Genomic DNA, 20664 nt, shown 5'->3' with positions numbered 1-20664 from the left:
AGGCACGGTGCGAAAAAAGGGGCTGACCCTCAACGGATCAGCCCCTTTTCAATCGATCAAAAACCGATCAGTCAGCGCGGTAGTTCGGCGCTTCCTTGGTGATCTGCACGTCGTGCACGTGCGATTCGCGGATACCGGCGGACGTGATTTCCACGAACTCCGCCTTGTCGTTCATCTCTTGAATCGTTGCGCAACCGCAGTAGCCCATGGCCGCACGCACGCCACCCGCCATCTGGAAGATGATGGCGATGACCGAGCCCTTGTAAGGCACGCGGCCTTCGATGCCTTCCGGCACGAGCTTGTCGGCGTTGGGGTTGCCGGTGGTGGCTTCCTGGAAATAGCGGTCGGCCGAGCCTTGCTGCATCGCGCCGATGGAGCCCATGCCGCGGTAGCTCTTGTACGAACGGCCCTGGTACAGAATCACTTCGCCCGGAGCTTCTTCGGTGCCCGCGAACATGCCGCCCATCATGATGGTGGATGCGCCTGCGGCGATGGCCTTGGCGATGTCGCCCGAGTAGCGGATGCCGCCGTCAGCGATCAGCGGAACGCCGGTGCCTGCGAGTGCCTGCGCCACGCTGTCGATGGCCATGATCTGGGGAACGCCCACGCCCGCGACGATGCGGGTCGTGCAGATGGAGCCAGGGCCGATGCCGACCTTGACCGCATCGGCGCCCGCCTCGACCAGCGCCAGAGCCGCAGCGCCGGTGGCGATGTTGCCGCCGATCACTTCGACTTGCGGGTAGTTCTGCTTGACCCAGCGGACGCGGTCGATCACGCCCTTGCTGTGGCCGTGGGCGGTGTCCACCACGATGGCGTCCACGCCGGCCTTGACCAGCAGTGCCACGCGCTCTTCGGTGCCGGCACCCACGCCGACGGCCGCCGCCACACGCAGACGACCGGCGGAATCGCGGGCAGCGTTGGGGAAGCTGGTCTGCTTGTTGATGTCCTTGACGGTGATGAGGCCCTTGAGTTCGCCCGCATCGTTGATGACCAGAATGCGTTCGAGCTTGTGCTTGTTGAGCAGCACTTTGGCCTGTGCGGGCGTGGTGCCGTCCTTTTCGTTCACGGTGATCAGGCGCTCGCGCGGCGTCATGATCTCCTTGACCTTCACGTCGTAGCGCGTTTCAAAGCGCACGTCGCGGCTGGTGACGATACCGACGACCTTGCCGCCGTCCACCACCGGGAAGCCCGAAATGCCGCGCTCTTCGGAGAGCTGCAGCACCTGCAGGACGGTGTGCTCAGGGGTGATCACGACGGGGTCGTGCACCACGCCGGATTCGTGGCGCTTGACCTTGTCGACTTCGGCAGCCTGCTGCTCGGCTGTCATGTTCTTGTGCACCACGCCGATGCCGCCTTCTTGCGCGATGGCGATGGCCAGACGCGCTTCGGTCACGGTGTCCATGGCGGCGGACACGAGAGGCAGGTTCAGGGTGATGTTGCGTGTGAAACGCGTGGCGAGGGTAGTGTCCTTGGGCAGGACCTGGGAGTACGCTGGCACCAACAACACGTCGTCGAAGGTGAGCGCTTTACCGAGGAGGCGCATGAGAAAGCTCCAAAAAAACGATTGTACCCGCCGGGTAACATTTCTGCAGGGAACCGGGAAAAAGCGCTTTGATACACACTCATCTCACCGCTACACTTGACCAGATGAAACCGTACAAGCTTCTTTTGTTGACCGTCGCCTGCACCTGGGCGCTGGGTGCGTCCGCGCAATGGCAATGGCTGGACAAGGACGGCCGCAAGGTCTTCAGTGACCGCCCGCCGCCGCTGGAAGTGCCTCAAAAGAACATCCTCAAGCAGCCGGGCCATGGCCGCGCCGCCTCGCAATCCGTACCGGTGGCAAGCGACGCGCCCGCCTCCGCCGCAGCCACGCCAGCCAGCGGCGTGGCCAGTGCGCCGGGCCTGCCGCAGGCTTCCGGCAAGGACAAGAAGCTCGAGGAAGCCAAGGCCAAGGCCGACGCGGAAGAAGCCACCAAGAAGAAGGCTGAAGCCGACCGCATTGCCAAGTCCAAGGCCGAGAACTGCGCCCGCGCACGCAAGTCCAAGACCTCGCTGACCTCCGGCGGTCTGATCGGAACGGTCAACGAAAAGGGGGAGCGCGGCTTCATGGACGACGCCACCCGAGAGGCTGAAATCAAGCGCGCGGACAGCGTGATCGCCTCCGACTGTAGCCAGTAACCCACATTCGCGAGTGCTGTTATAGATTTTCAACACTCTGTTTGCATAGTTCATAAATCTATGCAATCAACCTCAAAAAGGCGGTCACATCATTGAATGTGACCGCCTTTTTGCTGGTCCTCACCGCGCCGAGGACTTCCTTCAGCCCCTTCGCGACCAGCGACGTGCCAGTGGCGCGAACGGCAGGAAGGACAGCGCCAGCAGCACCAGCCCCCAGACATTCATCACCGGCACGGCGACCGTCGCGCCGGATGGCGTCACCGCCTGCGGGGCGACCAGCGCGGTCGGATCGGCGATGTTGCCGTCGGCCTTCAGATCGTCGTCACCTAGGCCGCCGTCCTGCAGCGTGAAGCTCACGGTCTGGCCGGAGACCTTGTAGGGCACGCGGTACCAGTGCTTGGCGGTGTTGTCCGCCGTGCGGCCCCACTTCCAGAGCTCGGCCCCTTCAGGCAGCGGCTGCGAGTAGTTCATCGACACGGTGAGCGAGCCGCCCGCGTCGCAACCCGCGGCGTTGAGCACCAGCAGGCCGTGCGGCAGGCTGGCTCCCGCACTCGGCATGGCGGTGATGCCGAGGCTTTGCGGTGTCACGTACTGTGGCGGCGAGGCAAGCTTGCAACCCGCTCCCTGCAAGGTGCCGGTCACGCTCGCGCCCGCTGCGGGGCTCAGTTCGAACCCGGTGCCGGGCGTGACGACTGCGGATGCCTTGAAGGCATAGGTCGCGGTGACGGCCGCGTTCACGCCGTCGTCCAGACTCAGCCCCACGCTTGCGTCACCCGTTGCCGCCGCCACAAAACTGGCCTTGGCGAGCTCGGCGTTGATCGCGGCGGGCGAGCCCTTGAGCTGCAGGCCCGCGAGCTGGGCGTCGGCGTCGGTCACGCCCTGCAGCGCGCCGTTGGTCGCGCTGAGGGTGAGCGTGAGCTGTTCGCTGTCCACGTCCGCCACCGTGATCGCCGAGAGGTTGGTGGCGACGCCCACATCGACCGCCGTGACCGACGTCGGCACGCCATGGATCGATGGCGGCTGGTTGGCGGGTGCGGTCGCGAAGTTCAGCCCCATGACGATGGGGTTGTGGTCGCTCGAACGATAGGCCGTGGCCGCGTAGTAGTTCGCGATCTGGTCGGCGGACTTGTACTCGGTGTTGTAGTCGAGCACGGTCGGCTCTTCGGCGTTGATCGCCCACTTCACCACATTGCCGACCTTGCCCGCCAGTTGCGTGTTCACGAAGATGTGATCGAGCGAGCCCCAGAGGCCGTCGAACGAATAGGAATAGCCGTGCGAGACCTTGCTGAAGCCGTTCTTCTCGAGGTAGGTGATCGGCTTCTCCTTGGCGTAGGCATTGAAGTCGCCCACGAGGATGGTGTTCTCGCCAACGGCCCCTGTGGGCTTGGTGGCAAGCCACGCCTTGAGCTGCTCTGCCGTCTTCACCCGCGCCGGGTTGTTCGCGCCCTGCCCGTCTCCCTTGTCGCCGTTGTCGCCGCTCGACAGCACGCTGCCCTTGGACTTGAAGTGGTTCACGACGAAGGTGAACGACTCCTTTCCGGTTGGAGCGGTGAACGAGAAGGTCTGCGCGATCGGCACGCGCGCGCCGCCCACGCCGGGCGTGAACGCGTCGTAGGTAGCCACGTTCGGCACGGCGGCCTGGCCCTCGGGCGTCACCCGGTCGCTGCGGTAGACGATGGCGACGGTGATCGCGTCGGTGCCCGCTCCCGCCATGTCCGCGCCGCCGTTCTGCTTGAACGGCGCCTTGATGAAATCAAAGATCGCTCCGGCGGGCTTGTCGGTGCTGGCGTTCATCGCGTCGACCAGCAACTGGAGTGCGCTGCTCGCGTCAAAGCCGTTGTTCTGCACCTCCATGAGGCCATAGACGTCGGCGTCGAGCCCGACCAGATTGGCGACGACCTTGGCCTTCTGGCGATCCAGCTCCGCCGCGTTGTTGGCGCCGCGAATGCCGATGGGCGAACTGCCTGCGGTGGGCGGCGTGAAGACATCCTTGGTGCTTGTGCTGGTGTCGCCCACCTTGCTGAAGAAGTTGAGCACGTTGGCGGAGGCCACCTTCACGTTGGCCGCACCGACGGCCGCCTTCAGATCGGCGGCGGTGGGCCGCGCCGCGCCGGTGAAATTCAGCGGCTGCGTGGGCTGCACGCGGTAGCTGGTCTGGTAGATCTCGGGGGGCGACGACGTCTGGTAGAACTGGTCGAGCACGCCGATCACCGCGTCCACGCCATCGCCCGCGCGCAGCGGATTGCTGGCCGAGAGCGGCTGGCCGTTGCGGCCGCGCACGGCAGCGGGGTTCGACTTGCTGCTGTTGTCGTCCAGAATGATCTGGCTGCGCCGCATGGTGTCGGCGTACTCGGTGAAGCCGCTCACGCTCGGCTCATTCTCGTCGGTGAACTGAGGCAGGACGCGGTCGGCGGACAGCGTCACGTCGCCATACCGCCCGAGCGTGTAGTTGTCGCTGATGACGAGCTTGCCGCCGCTGGTGGCGGAACTCACCTTGACCAGCATGCCCTCGTAGCGCTCCCACAGCGCCGCGTCGCTGATGGGCAGCGTGAGCGACACGGGCGTGGGCAGCACGCCGTCGCCGATGATCTCAAACGCCGTGAGGTTCTTGAGCTGCGTCTGGCGGTTGTATTCATCGACCGTGGCCGAGACCTGCACTCGCTTGCCGACGGTGGCCGCGCTCACGCCCGGGTTGGTGCCTCCGTAATACACGAAGATGCCCTCGGAAGTCGCGGGGTCCGCGTCGGCGTCGGCATCGGCCTCCTGCATCACGAAGCCCGAAAGATCGGGCATGTAGGCCGTGACCACGGCGTTGACATGCACGGCCGTGCCGAGTTTGGTCGAAGCATCCCCGCTGCCCTGGATCGCCGAGATGCGCGTGATCGTCGGTGCCGCCCCGGTGGTGAAGCTCAGGCTCTGCACCACCCACGCGTTGCTCGACAGATCCTGCACCGGAGTGCCTACCGGCACCACGCTGTAGGCCGTGTTCGGCTGCAACGAGACGCCAGGCGTCAGCGTCACGGTCTGCGCGTTGATGGCGACTCGCGAGGCGTCGGTGACCGGCATGGTCGCCAGAACGCTCGCGCCCTGTCGCAGCTCAAAACTGCCGGTGCCCGCCTGCACGGATTCGTTGAAGCTCAAGGCGATGCTGCTCGTCGTGGTCGCGACGCCGGTGGCCCCGGCTGCGGGTACGCTGCTGCTCAGCGTCGGCGCGGCGATGTCGGCACCGGCGGTCTTGACGACCAGATCGTCGATGGCCATGCCGTGGTTGGAGCTCGCAATGCGCGTATTCACCCAGCGCAGCCAAAGCGTCTGTCCCTTGGCCCACTGCAGGTTGCGCAGATCGCCGCCGAGACCGCTGACACGGCCGCTGTCGTTGCCGATGCTGCTGACGATCGTGGCGCCCACCACGGGCGTCGACCAGCGGAAAAGATCGCCGGCGTCCTGCCAGTTCGCGACGGCATCGAAGCTGTCGCCGATGCCGTACTGCAGCCCCATCGTCTGCGCGTTGGTGTTGCCGCCGCTGCGCCACTGCTCGCCATTGAATTTCACGTTCAGCGCGTCGATCAGTGCTTCCGTATCGTTCGTGAGCGCAAGCGCCATCCAGCCCGCGACGCTTCCAGCGATCGGATTGTTGAAGGCGTTGGCGGAAATCAGAATGCCGAGCGCGCGCTCGGTCGACCCCGCCGCTCCGAAGCTGTAGAACGCCCCGGCATTGTCGCTGCCCGTGCCGCCTCTGTACGTGGTGAAGGCCGAGTTGTCGTGACGGAACAAAGACCAGCCGGTCAGCGTGTTGCCGTTGTCCCAGACATTGGCGGTGCCGGTGCTCGCAAGCGCATCGAAGTTCTGCTCGTAGTGGCCGGTGAACGACACCGGTCCGGCAGATGCGCAGGTCGATGCCAGCCCGAAGAGCAGTGCCCCGCCAAGCGCCTGCCAATGCATGCGTGCGCGCGTGATCGCGGTGGGATTGAAAACGGTGGACGATGTGCGGTGAGTGAAGGCTGTAGTCATGTAGGTGTTGCCGAAGAATGCCCCACCCTCCCAAGGGTGAGTCATGCGCCATTCTTTCGACGCCGCGTGACGCGGTCATGACGTGCGGATCAAGTCCCCGTCGATTCGCCAGCGGGTTCACGACACCTCTTGTGCCAACACCATTTCAAAGAATTTCAAAAAAAACGGGCCGCACGAGGCGGCCCAAGTTCCCACTAACACCTGGATGAAACTATGGCTTGCAGAGAGCGCGGATCACTGCAGGAAAACAGGCTTCGCGTAACCCGCGAACTTGGTGTCGACCACCGTCTTGAAATCAGCAGAATGGAATGCTTCGGCCAGGTCCTTGGCCCATCGCGCATCCTTGTCCTTGGTCTTCACCGCGACGATGTTCAGATAGTGATCGGGCGTCTTCTCGAGCACCACGGCATCCTGCAGCTTGAGGCCCGAAGAGATCGCGAAGTTGCCGTTGATGATGGCGTACTGCACATCGTCGAGCGAGCGCGGCAGCTGCGCGGCCTCCAGCGGCACGAACTTGAGCTTGTGCGGGTTCTCGGCGATGTCCAGCTCCGAGATGCGCAGCGGGTTCACATTGGTCTTGACCTTGATGAGTCCCGCCTGCTGCACCAGCAGCAGCGCGCGCGCCAGATTGCTGGCGTCGTTGGGCAGCGCGATGCGGTCACCGGGCTTGGCCTCGGCGAGCGACTTGCGGGCCTTCGAGTAGATGCCCATCGGCGCGATCGGACCCTGCGTCAGCGCCACCAGATCGAGCTTGCGGTCGCCCTTGAACTGGTTGAAGTAGACCTCGTGCTGGAAGAAGTTCGCGTCCAGCGAACCATCGGCCAGCGCCAGATTCGGCTGCACATAGTCGTTGAACTCGACCAGCTTGACCTTGTAGCCCTTCTTCTGCAGAAGCGGCACGATGCCGGACTGCAACTGGTCGATGTTGGACCCGGCCGTGCCGCCGATGATCAACTGCTTCTTGCCGGCGTCCTGCGCCAGCGCGCCGCCGGCCAGCCCCAGCGAGGCGGCGGAGACCGCCAGCACCGACGCAGCGGCGGTCAACAGGGAACGGCGGGATGTCGAAACCAAGCTCATGCAGAATTCTCCGGGTGCCCTCGCAAGGGCCTATGTGTCTATGGATGGATACGGAGTATGTCGACTCGTCTTGATTTCTCAAAATAATATAAAACATGATGAATATTCCAATTTCACATATAGACTATTCGAGGATCCAAGAGATGCCGCAACATTCGATTGCTCGCATACACCGGGCCTCACAAGTGCCGGCGTGATAATCGAATCGCCATGCAACCCAGCCCTCACTCCCTCCCCTCCCCCTCTACCCCTCGCGGCTGCATCACCGATGTGGCCGGCATCGAGGTGGGCCAGTTCACCGATCCGCGCCGCCCCACTGGCTGCTCCGTCGTCATTGCGCGCGCGGGTGCGGTCGCGGGCGTCGATGTGCGCGGCGCGGCGCCGGGCACGCGCGAGACGGACCTGCTGGAGCCGTGCAATCTCGTGCAGCAGGTGCACGCGGTCATGCTGTCCGGCGGCAGCGCCTACGGGCTGGATGCGGCGACCGGCGCGATGCGATGGCTGGAAGAGCAAGGCATCGGGCTCGACGTGGGCGTGGGGCTCGTGCCCATCGTGCCCGCGGCGGTGCTCTTTGATCTGACGGTGGGCGACATGAAGATCCGCCCCGATGCGGCGGCCGGCCATGCGGCCTGCGCGGCTGCATCACGCGCCGCCGTCGAGCAGGGCAACGTGGGCGCTGGCGCAGGCGCCGTGGTCGGCAAGATGTTCGGGCTGCACAACGCGATGAAAGGCGGCATCGGCAGCGCATCGGTGCGCGTGGGCGGCGTCACCGTCGGCGCGCTGATCGCCTGCAATGCGGTCGGCGACGTGATCTCGCCGCAGGATGCCAGGCCGCTGGCCGGCGCGCGCACGGACGATGGACGCCGTCTGCGCGACACGCGTCGCGCATTGCTTTCGGGCGATGCTCCGCGTGCGCTGCTCGCGGGCACCAACACGACCATTGGGGTGATCGCCACCGATGCGCGGATCACCAAGGTGCAGGCCACGCGTCTGGCCACGGTGGGCCATGACGGGCTCGCGCGCAGCATCAATCCGGTGCACACGATGACCGACGGCGACACGCTGTTCGCGCTCGGCACCGGGCAGGTCGATGAGAACCCCGGCATGCTGGTGCTCGCGGCGATGGCCGCCGAAGCCGTTGCGCTCGCGACCGAGCAGGCCGTGCGGGCGGCGCGCTCCATCACGCTGCCCGACGGAACGGTGCTTCCAGGTCTTGCCGACTGGCGTGCGGAGGCAGCGGCATGACCGTCACCCAGATGTCGCGCGGCCTGCGCAATCTGCTGCTGTCGATCCGCGATCTGCTGGTCTCCGCCGGGCCGCTGGCCGTGCTCGGCGTGGCGCTGGTGATCGGCGCGTACTGGTGGCTCAAACCGACGCCGCCCAAAACGGTGACGCTCGCCACCGGTCCAAGCCAGAGCGCGTACGAGGAATTCGGCAAGCGCTACCAGCAGGCGCTCAAGGCCGACGGCATCGAGGTCAAGCTGGTCGAAAGCGAAGGCTCCTCGTCCAACCTGCAACTGCTGCGCGACGGCGAGGTCGATCTGGCTTTTGTGCAGGGCGGCAGCGGCGAACTCAAGCCCGAGGACAGTGACGACATGGTCTCGCTCGGCAGCCTGTTCGTCGAGCCGGTCTGGCTGTTCTACCGCGCCGAATCGGCGAAGAAATTCACCCGCAGCGAGCGCCTTGACGGCCTGCACCAGCTGCGCGGCATGCGCGTGAACGTGGGCTCGGCGGGCAGCGGCCTTCCCATGCTCATGGAGCGACTGCTGGACGCCAACCACATCGCGCTCGGCGAACTCACGCTCAGCGAACTGGGCCAGACGCCCGCGACGGTGGCGTTTCTGAATGGTGAACTCGACGCCATCGTGTTCGCGTCCGCACCCGAATCGCTGATGGTCCAGATGCTGCTGCAGACACCCGGCGTGCACCTGCTGAGCTTTTCCCAGAATGAGGCCTACAGCCGCCGCTTTCCGTTTCTCACGCCGGTCACTCTGCCGCGCGGCGTGGTCGATCTGGCCAAGAACGTGCCCACGCGCGACGTGCGGCTGGTGGCGTCGACCACGTCTTTGCTGGCGCGCGAAGGAACCCACCCCGCCCTGCTCACGCTGTTTGCGCAGAACGCGCAGATCATCCACGGCAAGGCCGGCTGGTTCAACCGCGCACGCGAGTTTCCAAGCACGCTGCACGCCGAACTGCCGATCGCCAAGGAGGCCGAGCGCGCGATCAACGAGCCCACGCCCTCGCTGCAGCGCTACATGCCGTTCTGGATCGCCAACCTCATTGAACGCATGTGGCTGGTGATGGGTCTGCTGATCGCGGTGATGCTGCCGCTGTCGCGCATCGTTCCGCCGCTCTACCAGTTCCGGGTGCGCTCGCGCGTGTTCCGCTGGTACGGCAAGCTGCGCGAGATCGAGGACGAGATGGAAAGCGGCACGTTCGATGGCAAGGAACTGCTCGCGCAACTCGACAAGCTCGAGTCCCAGGTCGAAAAGATCAGCGTGCCGCTGTCCTACGCCGAAGAACTGTATGCCCTGCGCAACCACATCCAGCTGGTGCGCAAGCGGGTGACGTACCGGAGCGGGCAAGCCAAGGAACCCGCGTCCACCGAAGCTGACAACCGCATCAGCGACGGCAGTGGCGGCAACGCCTCGTCGGTGGCCTGACGCGTCAGCCTCATCAGGCTTGTCAGGCTCGTCAGGCGACCTTCTTGCTGCTGCGCAGCTTGGAGTCCTTGGCATCCGCCGCCACGGCGCCCAGCGCGCGGGCCACGACGCGCTGATCCTCGAGCTTGCGGATCATGCCCTCGGCATGGAGCTTGTCGAGCATGCGGCGCGTCATCGACTGCGTGCTCGCATCGAGCGCGGTGAAGAGGAACAGCGTGTTGTGCGGACTGACCCAGGTGAGCTGGGTCTTGACGGTGCGCTGATGGGTCGTGAGCTCAACCCACTGGCCGACTTCGAATCCCGTGCCATTGCCTGAACCACCCGAACCGACCGCGCTGTCCACTGCACCCGCCATCGTCTCCAGCGGCACGCTGGCACTGACATCCAGCGGCTGCGGCACTGCGGCGGCTGGCGCTTGCTGTTGCGGCACGGGCTGAGGTTCTGGCCCGGGTTCGGGCTGTCGAACCGGATCGGCCACGACGGAAGTCGGGAGCGGTTCCGGCTCGCCAAAGAAAGTCTGCGCGGGCGTCTCGGTCAAGGAGCGCAAGCGGCGCTTCTCGACCATCGGCGCAACGGGCTCTGGCGCGGCCTGTGCGACTGCTGCAGGAACCGAAACCGGCTCTGGAGGAATCGGAGCCGACACCGCCGACTCCATCGGAGCATCGACTGCCGCATCCACGACGGGCGCGCGGGCCTGGAGCTCCGCAGCGCTCTGGGCCACCTGGTTCTGCAACCCCGACAGGCGCTGCAGCACAAGTGCGATGTTCTGGTCGGGCTGACCGACGCTGCGCAGTCCGTCACGCACGATGAACTGCATCGGCGCGAGCAGCGGCAGCATGCGCTGCGCGTCTTCGGGAGCATGGCTGGGCTGGGCGCACCAGAGAATCTGCGGCACCATGGCCAGATAGTCATGCGGATCGCCACCGGGCTGACCGCCGCTTTGCACGGCGTCGCACTGCGCCTTGGCCACCACGCCGGACCAGACGCCGGTGATGAATTCCAGAATGTCCGGCGGCACGCTGCGCGCCTCGGGCAGCTGGTGAAAATCTTTGGCCAGACGCGCGGCGAGCATCTGCCGCCGTTCGGTTTCGGCGAGCGCCTTCTGTTCGTTGTCCTGCTGGCGGCGCAGCTGCTGCACCTGCGTGTTCCAGGCGCTTTCGAGCGCGCCGGAGACATGCTCGAAGGCGCTTGCATCATGCACCGGCACGGTGGCCAGATGCTGCACGGCCGCATTGACGAGCTGGATGTACTTGCGAAAGCCCTTGGACTCCGGATCGGTGAAGGTGAGGCTTCGCTGCGTCAGATCGTCGAGCAGACGCCGCGCCGGGTGCTGCTCGTTGGAGAAGAAGCTCGGATCGTGGCGCACCAGCTGCTTGAGCGCGGGCTCGAGGTTCTGCACCGCGCGCTGCACCGGAGCGAGCAGTCGTGAGTCCTGCGCGATGTGGTCCATCATGCGGCTGAGCACCTCGGTCGCCGTGCGTGCAGACAGGCTGCCGTAGGCCGACAGGTTGCCCGGCACCGACACGTCCTGCTGCCAGTTGGTGGCCGCCGCGACAGGCATATCGCCCGGGCGCGCCATCGGCATGGCCTGCATCGGCTGAGCACCGCCGAGACTGCCGGACAGACGTCCGACCAGTTTCTCAAGCTGGGCGATGTCCTCCATCGCCTCGTTCGCCTGCGCGCTCGAATAGCCCATCTGCGCCGCGTGGCCCGGGTTCATCGCCACCTGCTGCACCTGCTGCTGCACCACCTGCTGCGCCATCGGCATGGCGCGATGCATCGGCTGCACCACGTCGTACGCGAACGGGTCGCCGCCCGCAGCGAGCATCTGCCGCAGGATGCCCGCCGCCAGAATCGCCTCCTGCGGATCGCTGGGTGCGGCCATCATCGGCTGGCCGTAACCCGTGGGGGCGACCGGCGCGAGCCCGGTCGCGCTCCAGCCACCATGCGGACCGGACGCCATGGGCGGCGCGAAGTTGGTCTGGGTCTGGGGGTGGCCGTAGCCCGTGTGTGCCACCGCTCCCTGCGCGCCACCGTGGCTGCGCTGCATTCCAGCCGCCGACGCCACGGTGTAGCCCACCGGCGTCACGCCATGTTCGCGCAGGCTTTCGCTCACGCGCTTGTAGGCGGCGGTCAGTTCGGCTCCCATCACCTCGCGCATGCGCTCGATCCACAAGTGGCGGGTTTCGCTCGAGACCTGACAGTCGTCCACCGCGCGCTGCAGGGCGCGGATGTAGTTTTCGGGGCGAAACGGGTTGCGCTCGGGCTGTACGTTCGAGAAGCCCTGTGCGGAACTGACCAGCGTGTTGAGTTCGGCCAGCGCCGCATCGGTCGCGTGGCTGGCGATCTGCTGCGCACGGGCCAACTCGACCTGCGCCATCACCTCGTTGTCGTCCACCAGCGTGAGCTCGCCGAAATCCATGCCGGTATCGAGCGCCGCACGCGATTTGCCGGCCGATCCGCCGCCGTCCGAGAACGTCTCCAGCAGCGCCATGGGGTAGCTCTTGAGCAGCGTGGCTTCCTGCTGGTCCAGCGCGCGCAGAGCGTCGCCCAGATGCATGCGCTCCTGAATGCCGCTGGCCTTCTGTTCGGCCTCGCTGAGATCCGCACGCGTGCTGCGGATCAATTGCGACATCAGCGCCTCGCTTTCCCTGACGGCATTGACGACGCAAGCGCGAAAAACCGCAGTGGACCGAGAAGCGGGCAGGGACATGACGCGAGGGGCTGAATAATGTAAGTAGTTTTAAGTTAATGCTACTACCTGCAGACCTCGAAAACGGGGTTTTGACCCTTCAAATTTGAGGTTTTCACTACAAGAGTGTAGTTAAATTTAACTATCAAAAGCAAACAGTTATTTTGCAACTTGCAACAAAAAACCGAACCGACTAGGCGCCCCCATTCGATTCGGTTTTGTTCTATCTCAAAGCGCATTCACATGCGCCAGAACTGATTACTTCAGTGCCTTGTAGCGCACGCGCTTGGGCTTCGCGCCCTCTTCGCCGAGGCGCTTCTTCTTGTCGGCTTCGTATTCCTGATAGTTGCCGTCAAAGAACACCCACTGCGAGTCACCCTCGGCGGCCAGGATGTGCGTCGCGATGCGGTCGAGGAACCAGCGGTCATGGGAAATCACCATCACGGTGCCCGCGTATTCGAGCAGCGCATCTTCCAGCGCGCGCAGGGTTTCCACGTCCAAGTCATTGGATGGCTCGTCCAGCAGCAGCACGTTGCCGCCCTGGATCAGCGTCTTGGCCAGGTGCAGACGGCCACGCTCACCACCGGAGAGATTGCCGACCTTCTTCTGCTGGTCCTGGCCGTTGAAGTTGAAGCGGCCCGCGTAGGCACGCGAAGCCATCTGGAACTTGCCGACGTTGATGATGTCGAGGCCGCCCGAGATATCTTCCCAGACGGTCTTTTCATTGGCCAGCGCGTCGCGGTGCTGGTCGACGAAGGCCATCTTCACGGTCTTGCCGATCACCACGGTCCCGGAATCGGGCTGCTCCTTGCCGGCGATCAGCTTGAACAGCGTGGACTTGCCGGCGCCGTTCGGGCCGATGATGCCGACGATGGCGCCCGCGGGGACGTTCATCGACAGGTTATCGATCAGCATGCGGTCGCCGAAGGACTTGGAGACGCCATGGAATTCAATGACCTGCGCGCCCAGACGCTCCGCCACAGGAATGAAGATTTCCTGTGTTTCGTTGCGCTGCTGGTATTCGTAGTCGCTCAGTTCCTCGAAGCGCGCGATACGCGCCTTGGACTTGGCCTGACGGCCCTTGGCGTTCTGGCGCACCCACTCCAGCTCCTTCTTCAGGGCCTTGGCGCGGGCTTCCTCGCCCTTCTGCTCGGCCTCGAGGCGGTTGCCCTTCTGGATCAGCCAGTCGGAGTAGTTGCCCTTGTAGGGAATGCCGTGGCCACGGTCGAGTTCGAGAATCCACTCGGCCGCGTTGTCCAGGAAGTAGCGATCGTGGGTAATGGCCACCACGGTGCCGGTGAAGCGGTGCAGGAACTGCTCGAGCCAGTCGACGGATTCGGCATCCAAGTGGTTGGTCGGTTCGTCGAGCAGCAGCATGTCGGGCTTGGACAGCAGCAGCTTGCACAGCGCCACGCGGCGCTTTTCACCGCCGGAGAGCTGACCGACGATGGCGTCCCATGCGGGCAGGCGCAGCGCGTCGGCGGCGATTTCCAGCTGGTGCTCGGAATCCGTGCCGGCGGCGGCGATGATGGCTTCGAGCTGCCCCTGCTCGGCGGCCAGCGCGTCGAAATCGGCGTCTTCCTCGGCATACGCGGCGTACACCTCTTCGAGGCGCGCCTTGGCGTTGTTCACTTCGGACATCGCCTCTTCGACCGCCTGACGCACGGTGTGCTCAGGATTGAGCTGCGGCTCCTGAGGCAGGTAGCCGATGGACAGGCCCTGCATCGGGATGGCCTCGCCTTCGATTTCCTTGTCCACGCCGGCCATGATCTTCAGCAGCGACGACTTGCCAGAGCCGTTCAGACCCAGCACGCCGATCTTGGCGCCAGGGAAGAAGCTGAGGGAGATGTCCTTCAAGATCTGTCGCTTGGGCGGCACAGTCTTGGTGACATGATTCATCGAGAAAACGTATTGAGCCATGAATTAGTTGTTCAGAAGTCAGGAAAAAAGCGCCATAATTTCGCGCGTAACCCCGGATTATCAGTCCATGAGACAATATCCGTAGCCAAAGGTACCAGTTTGCCTCAAGGCCACAGCACAACAGCTGGGGACAGGGAAGCTTTTTTTCCACGCTCCCACTCTTAAAACCTTATCCGCCTTGTGAGCTGGCCAGACGACCCGCAAGTCTTCTGGAACAGGCTGATACCCAGCGCCCCGGATGGGCGCCAATCGAAAATAAATGACATTTGACGAACTAGAGCTGGACCCGGCTATTCTGCAAGCCGTGACCGAACAGGGCTATCAGAACCCTACTCCCATTCAAGAGCAAGCAATCCCCGCAGTGCTATCCGGCAAGGACCTGCTGGCAGGCGCCCAGACCGGCACCGGCAAGACGGCCGCTTTCACGCTGCCCATGCTCACGCGCCTCGCCAAGGGTACCGCACCTGCCAACAAATTTGGCGGAAAGGGCATTCGCGCCCTCGTCCTCACCCCCACCCGCGAGCTGGCCGCTCAGGTCGAGGAGTCGGTGCGCGCTTACGGCAAGCATCTGAACATGAACTCCTGCGTCGTCTTCGGCGGCGTGGGCATGAAGCCGCAGATCGACCGCATCAAGCGCGGCGTCGACGTGCTGGTGGCCACTCCCGGCCGCCTGCTCGATCTGGAGCAGCAAGGCTTCCTCGATCTCTCCACGGTCGAAATCCTGATCCTTGACGAAGCCGACCGCATGCTCGACATGGGCTTCATCCACGACGTGAAGAAGGTCCTCAAGCTGGTTCCCAAGGACAAGCAGAGCCTGCTGTTCTCGGCCACCTTCAGCGACGAGATCCGCGAGCTGGCCAACGGCCTGCTGCGCGATCCGATGTCCATCCAGGTCACTCCCCGCAACACCACGGTGCAGCGCATCACGCAGGTGATCCACCCCGTCGGCCGCGGTCGCAAGAAGGAAGTGCTGCTGCACATCATCCGCGAGAACGACTGGAGCCAGGTGCTGGTCTTCACCCGCACCAAGTTCGGCGCCAACAACGTCGCCGACTACCTCACCAAGAACGGCGTGAAGGCCATGGCGCTGCACGGCAACAAGAGCCAGAGCGCACGCACGCAGGCGCTCAGCGAGTTCAAGAGCGGTGAAATCCGCGCACTCGTGGCCACCGACATCGCGGCGCGCGGCATCGACATCGACGACCTGCCGCACGTCGTGAACTACGAAATCCCGAACGTCTCCGAAGACTACGTGCACCGCATCGGCCGCACGGGCCGCGCCGGTCGCGAAGGCCACGCCGTGAGCCTGGTCTGCATGGACGAAGAAGGCTTCATGATGGAAATCGAGCGCTTCACCAAGCAGGAAATCCCTGTGCAGGTGATCGAAGGCTTCGGCCCCGCGCCCGACGAGAAGGCCGAACCCATCGCCATGGGCCGCCAGACCATCTGGGGCGGAGCCGGCAAGCCTCCGGGACGCGACGTGATGCAGGCAGCCGCCAAGGCCGCCCGTCAGGAAATGATGGAGCGCATCCGCACCAACAAGGCCACTCAGGGCGATGCGCGCGGCGGCAAACGTGGCGGCGGCAAGCGCCCCGGCGCTGCCGAAGGCCAAGCCGTCCAATTGGACGACGACGGCCTGCCAATGCAGCAACCCGCACGCGCCGAGCGCCGCCCTTCTCAGCCTCGCGGCGAGCGCAACGGTGACCGCCAGGGCGACCGTCAAGGTCAAGGACAAGGTCAGGGCCAGCGGGAGGACAGCCGACGCGGTCCACGCCGCGGTCCCGGCCAGGCGCTGCAGAACAACAACGGCGGTGCCCGTCGTCGCCAGGACGGCGAAGGCGGTGGCCGCAATGGCGGTGGCAACTTCGGCGGCGGAAACGGCGGCGGAAACGGTGGCGGGAATGGCGGCGGTCGTCGCCATGACGACAGCCAGCCACGCGGCGAGAACGCCCACCTCGGCACCCAGCTGGGTCATCTGGGCGGTGGTGGCCGTCACAATGCGCGCGGCGCGGGTGGTCAGCCTGATCCGATGCGCACCAGCGTCGACAGCATGGGCGGCGGTGGCCGTCGCGGCGGCGGTGGCTTCCGTGGTGGCAACGGCAATGGTGGTGGCGGCTTCGGCGGCGGCAACCGTGGTGGCTTCGGCGGCGGCGGTGGCAACCGCGGCGGCCGTTTCGGTGGCAATGGCCGCTGATCCCTCCCGTCCTGACTGACGCTCAAGCCCGGCCCCGCGCCGGGCTTTTTCCATTCGGCGCACAGACGACAGATCGTCAACATTTGTCGTCCAACTCGTGGCAAATGATCCGATCCTGTGAGAATTCGCCGCGACTTGGCCGCTCCGCCAGTGCAAACCGCTCGGTTGTAACCCCCTGAGGGGTAACATCGGCGCCCACAAATGAGTTTTCTGGTCCGTTAGCGACCCCATCAACATGACACAGAACAACAAATTGCCCCCTGTAGCCCAGCCCAGTTCTCCCGAGCGGCACACCGCGCTCTCCCTGCGGCTTGGCGTGTTGATGTCCGCCGCACTGCTGGCCGCCTGCACGAGCACGCCCCTGCCGCCGTGGCCAGCGAATCCCGGCACGGTCTCCACGAGCGGTGCCCGCCCCGCCCCGCAGCAGACGCCGCAGCGCCAGGTTCTGCCCCAGCTCGGCACCCAGCGCCCTGCACAGTCACAGCAGGCCGACCAGCAGCAGGTGCAGACAGGCACGGTCACCCGCTCGCCGCTGTCGCCCAACCCGGTCGATGAGCCGCAGTCCGCCGCCAACCTGCCCTACAACCCGCTCGTCGCCGCACGCTTTCCCGTACCCGACGTACGCTACGCCACCCCCGGCCTCCAGCCGGGACGACGCGCCTTCACGACCAACAACGAACTCTCCGACTGGCTGAACCAGCTTGCCGCCGTCAGCGCCGGCCGCACGCACGCGCAGGTCCAAACCATCGGCTCCTCGCAGAACGGCGTGCCGCTGCAGGCGCTCATCATCACCCAGGCCGCGGGCACCTCACCCGACGCGCTGGAAGACTCCAAGCGCCCGACCATCATGCTCGTCGGCCAGCAGCACGGCGACGAGCCCGCAGGCTCGGAAGCGCTGCTCATCATCGCCCGTGAACTCACACAGGGGCTGCTCGAGCCGCTGCTGCAGCGCATCAACGTGGTCATCGTGCCGCGCGCCAACCCCGATGGCGCCGATGCCAACCAGCGCGTGACCTCCAACGGCGTCGACATGAACCGCGACCACCTGCTGCTCAACACACCCGAAGCACAGGCGCTCGCCAAGCTCTCCAACGCCTACCGCCCGATCGCCATGATCGACGCGCACGAATACACCGTCGTCGGCCGCTACCTGCAGAAGTTCAACGCGGTGCAGAAGTACGACGCGCTGCTCCAGCACGCCACCGCCGCCAACATGCCCGAATTCGTGACCAAGGCCGCGACCCAGTGGTATCTCGAGCCCATGCGCAAGTCACTGCAGGAGCAGCAGCTCACCGCCGACTGGTACTACACCACCTCCACCGATCTGTCGGACCGCAGCCTGTCGATGGGCGGCGCGCAGCCCGACACCGGTCGCAACGTCAACGGTCTGAAGAACGCCGTCAGCCTGCTCGTCGAGACACGCGGCGTCGGCATGGAGCGCAACGACATCCAGCGCCGCGTCCACGCCCAGGTCACCGCCATCGGTGCCGCCCTGCGCACCACCTCCGAGCGCGCCAGCGAACTCCAGCAGGTTCGCTCCTTCGTCACCCGCGAAATCTCCTCCCAAGCCTGCCGCGGCAGCGTCGTCATCGAAGCCGCGCAGACGCCCGAAAAGCGCGACGTCACCATGCTCGACCCGAACACCGGCGCCGACACGACACTCAACGTCGACTGGAACTCCTCGCTGCACCTGCGCACCCTCAAGACCCGCCCACGCCCCTGCGGCTACTGGCTCTCGGCCCAATCGAGCACCGCCGTCGAGCGCCTGCAGATGCTTGGCGTGCAGATCATGCGCGTGGCCGAATCCGGCAACGTACTGGCCGACACCTACGTGGAAAACAGCCGCAGCACCGCTGATCGCCCCGACGTGCGCGGCACGGTCGCAGGCGGTGGCCCCATCACCCGCGTGAGCGTCACCCCCACCCGAAGCGCCATCGACATCCCTGAAGGCAGCTTCTACGTGCCCCTGAACCAGGCCATGGCCAACATCGCCATCGCCGCTCTGGAGCCCGACTCGCAGAGCAGCTACTTCGCCAACCACCTGATCGACCACCTCGACAGCGTCGCCCGCATCATGACCGTGCCCCCGCTGGTGTTCGAAGACACGGATTGACCCCCAAACCCGGTCAAATCCACAAATCCCGCCCCGCAGCCGTCAGCGACGCTGCCGGGCAGGTATGATTGACGGTTGTCATCGGTTGGACACCCTCTGGGCAGCTCCCACCGCGCAAGACACTGACTGCCCATAGCTCAACTGGATAGAGCAATTGCCTTCTAAGCAATAGGTCGGGGGTTCGAGTCCCTCTGGGCAGGCCAATGCCGCGCACCCAATGCCGTCACCGCCTCCGGCAACATAGGCCCAAGCAAGCGCCTTCCTCGCCTTTGCGGCACCTCTTTCTCGCTTTCTTCGCACTTTTGCGCACGCTTTCTCACGCCAGGAAAGCAGGGTCGCGAGCGCCATTCCATCCTCTCTTCGTCCATGCGCACGAACGCAAGGCAACTATATTTCCACGCGCTCCGGAAAATTAGTCCGCCCGCGCACTCCCTTCCCTTGCCATCATTCCAGTCCGTTTTTCCGACCGTCTTCGGCCTGTCGGAACTGCCCGCTCATGGACCCGCACCCTCGCCCACTGTTGGCTGGCGGCGGGGCACTCAATTTCCGGAAGATGGAGACAACGACTATGAAGATCAGCACACTGGCTTTTGCCCTGTCCGCAATCGGCGCGGCGACCGCTGTCCAGGCGGCCGACATCAAGATCGGCGCGGCCGAGGCCTTGAGCGGTGGTGCCGCGCAGTATGGCATTTCGATCCGCAATGCGCAGCAGCTGGCTGTCGAGCAGATCAACGCCGCCGGTGGCGTGAACGGCGACAAGCTGGTGCTGGTGGTGGAAGACGAACAGGGCAAGAAGGAAGAAGCCATCAACGTCTTCAAGAAGCTGATCTTCCAGGACCGCGTGCTGATGATCTTCGGCCCGACGCTGTCGAACTCCGCGCAGGCGGCTTTCCCGATTGCGCAGGCGGCGAAGATTCCCGCGTTCGGCACATCGACGACCGCCGACGGCATCACCTCGATCGGTGACTTCACCTTCCGCAACGCCGTGACCGAAGCCGACGTGCTGCCCGAAACCGTGAAGGCCGCCGTCAAGGCCGCTGGCGTGAAGAAGGTCGCCGTCATGTACGGCAACGACGACGTGTTCACCAAGAGCGGCTACGACAATTTCAAGAAGGCGCTGGCCGACCAGAACATCACCGTGACCACGACCGAGACCTTCGCCAAGGGCGACGTGGACTTCAAGGCTCAGCTCACCAAGATCAAGGCCAGCAATCCCGACGCCATCGTGCTGTCGGCGTTGATGGCCGAAGGTGCGCCGATCATGGTGCAGGCGCGCCAGATCGGCCTGAACGTGCCGGTGATCGGCGGCAACGGCATGAACTCGGTGAAGGTGTTCGACCTCGCCAAGGGCGCGAGCGACGGCCTGTGGGTGGGCAGCCCCTGGTCTGCGGAAAACAAGACCGCCGAGAACACCAAGTTCATGGAAAGCTACACGCAGAAGTACAAGACCGCTCCCGACCAGTTCGCCGCGCAGGCCTATGACGGCATCTACATCGCCGCCGCCGCGCTCAAGGGCATCAAGCTGACCGGCAAGATCGAGGCGGACCGCAAGGCGCTGCGCGATGCGCTTGCCACCGTGAAGCACACCGGCGCGACCGGCGCCTTCGCCTTCCGCCGCGTGAACGACAAGGCTGGCAAGCCCGCTGGCTACGACGCCGATCAGAAGCCGATCATCAGCGTGACCAAGCAAGGCCGCTACACCATCGCGCAGTGATTCGACTGGGCGATACCGACATCTTTACCGCACCGACCGCCGCGCGCGCGATCCGCTGATCGCGGCGGTCACTCTCACACTCCCCACGCCAACGATCAACGT

General features: G+C 65.0%; 11 protein-coding genes and 1 tRNA gene. 7 read left to right on the top strand and 5 right to left on the bottom strand.

What is annotated here, in order from left to right; translation table 11 throughout:
* Positions 1–67: 67 nt before the first annotated feature.
* Positions 68–1543, bottom strand: a complete 1476-nt coding sequence (guaB, locus tag ISG32_RS15560; protein ID WP_194771950.1) for an IMP dehydrogenase — start codon at positions 1541–1543, stop codon at positions 68–70.
* A gap of 104 nt (positions 1544–1647) precedes the next feature.
* On the opposite strand from guaB, the gene ISG32_RS15555 reads away from it, so the two are divergent.
* Positions 1648–2178: a DUF4124 domain-containing protein gene (locus ISG32_RS15555; RefSeq protein WP_194771949.1), complete on the top strand. Its 531-nt coding sequence runs from the start codon at positions 1648–1650 to the stop codon at positions 2176–2178.
* A gap of 141 nt (positions 2179–2319) precedes the next feature.
* Here the strand turns inward: ISG32_RS15555 and ISG32_RS15550 are convergent, their stop codons facing one another.
* Both ISG32_RS15550 and ISG32_RS15545 read right to left on the bottom strand, forming a co-directional pair.
* Entirely contained in the window at positions 2320–6234 is a 3915-nt protein-coding gene (locus ISG32_RS15550; protein ID WP_194771948.1) for an ExeM/NucH family extracellular endonuclease, read from the bottom strand.
* Positions 6235–6423: 189 nt separating this feature from the next.
* A complete protein-coding gene (locus tag ISG32_RS15545; RefSeq protein ID WP_194771947.1) occupies positions 6424–7266 on the bottom strand; it encodes a MetQ/NlpA family ABC transporter substrate-binding protein in 843 nt (280 codons plus the stop codon).
* 210 nt (positions 7267–7476) lie between these two features.
* Here ISG32_RS15545 and ISG32_RS15540 point away from each other — a divergent pair, with 210 nt between their 5' ends.
* Together ISG32_RS15540 and ISG32_RS15535 are read left to right on the top strand one after the other, a co-directional pair.
* Positions 7477–8511 (top strand): P1 family peptidase, encoded by a 1035-nt coding sequence (locus ISG32_RS15540; RefSeq protein ID WP_194771946.1) that lies wholly within the window; start codon positions 7477–7479, stop codon positions 8509–8511.
* On the top strand, positions 8508–9929 hold the full coding sequence (locus ISG32_RS15535; protein WP_407645068.1) for a TAXI family TRAP transporter solute-binding subunit: 1422 nt from the start codon (positions 8508–8510) through the stop codon (positions 9927–9929). The genes ISG32_RS15540 and ISG32_RS15535 overlap by 4 nt, the downstream gene beginning before the upstream one ends.
* A 31-nt stretch (positions 9930–9960) precedes the next feature.
* On the opposite strand, the gene ISG32_RS15530 is transcribed toward ISG32_RS15535, so the two are convergent.
* Both ISG32_RS15530 and ettA read right to left on the bottom strand, forming a co-directional pair.
* On the bottom strand, positions 9961–12642 hold the full coding sequence (locus ISG32_RS15530; protein WP_194771945.1) for a DUF1631 family protein: 2682 nt from the start codon (positions 12640–12642) through the stop codon (positions 9961–9963).
* Positions 12643–12879: 237 nt separating this feature from the next.
* On the bottom strand, positions 12880–14541 hold the full coding sequence (gene ettA, locus ISG32_RS15525; RefSeq protein ID WP_194771944.1) for an energy-dependent translational throttle protein EttA: 1662 nt from the start codon (positions 14539–14541) through the stop codon (positions 12880–12882).
* Positions 14542–14800: 259 nt separating this feature from the next.
* Here ettA and ISG32_RS15520 point away from each other — a divergent pair, with 259 nt between their 5' ends.
* The 4 genes from ISG32_RS15520 to ISG32_RS15505 all read left to right on the top strand — a co-directional run bounded on the left by ISG32_RS15520 (position 14801) and on the right by ISG32_RS15505 (position 20562).
* The gene (locus ISG32_RS15520) at positions 14801–16735 is read left to right on the top strand and encodes a DEAD/DEAH box helicase (RefSeq protein WP_194771943.1); all 1935 of its coding nucleotides are present in this window, start codon (positions 14801–14803) and stop codon (positions 16733–16735) included.
* A 235-nt stretch (positions 16736–16970) separates the two neighbouring features.
* Positions 16971–18848 (top strand): M14 family metallopeptidase, encoded by a 1878-nt coding sequence (locus ISG32_RS15515; RefSeq protein ID WP_194771942.1) that lies wholly within the window; start codon positions 16971–16973, stop codon positions 18846–18848.
* 126 nt (positions 18849–18974) lie between these two features.
* Positions 18975–19051 (top strand) — tRNA-Arg (locus tag ISG32_RS15510).
* Between the two features lie 365 nt (positions 19052–19416).
* The gene (locus ISG32_RS15505; RefSeq protein WP_228529855.1) at positions 19417–20562 is read left to right on the top strand and encodes an ABC transporter substrate-binding protein; all 1146 of its coding nucleotides are present in this window, start codon (positions 19417–19419) and stop codon (positions 20560–20562) included.
* Positions 20563–20664 lie beyond the last annotated feature (102 nt).

This window comes from Diaphorobacter caeni (assembly GCF_015354245.1).
Lineage (GTDB): Bacteria > Pseudomonadota > Gammaproteobacteria > Burkholderiales > Burkholderiaceae_C > Diaphorobacter_A > Diaphorobacter_A caeni.
Note: the sequence above shows the minus strand (reverse complement) of the source record. Positions and strands in the feature narration are given on the sequence as shown.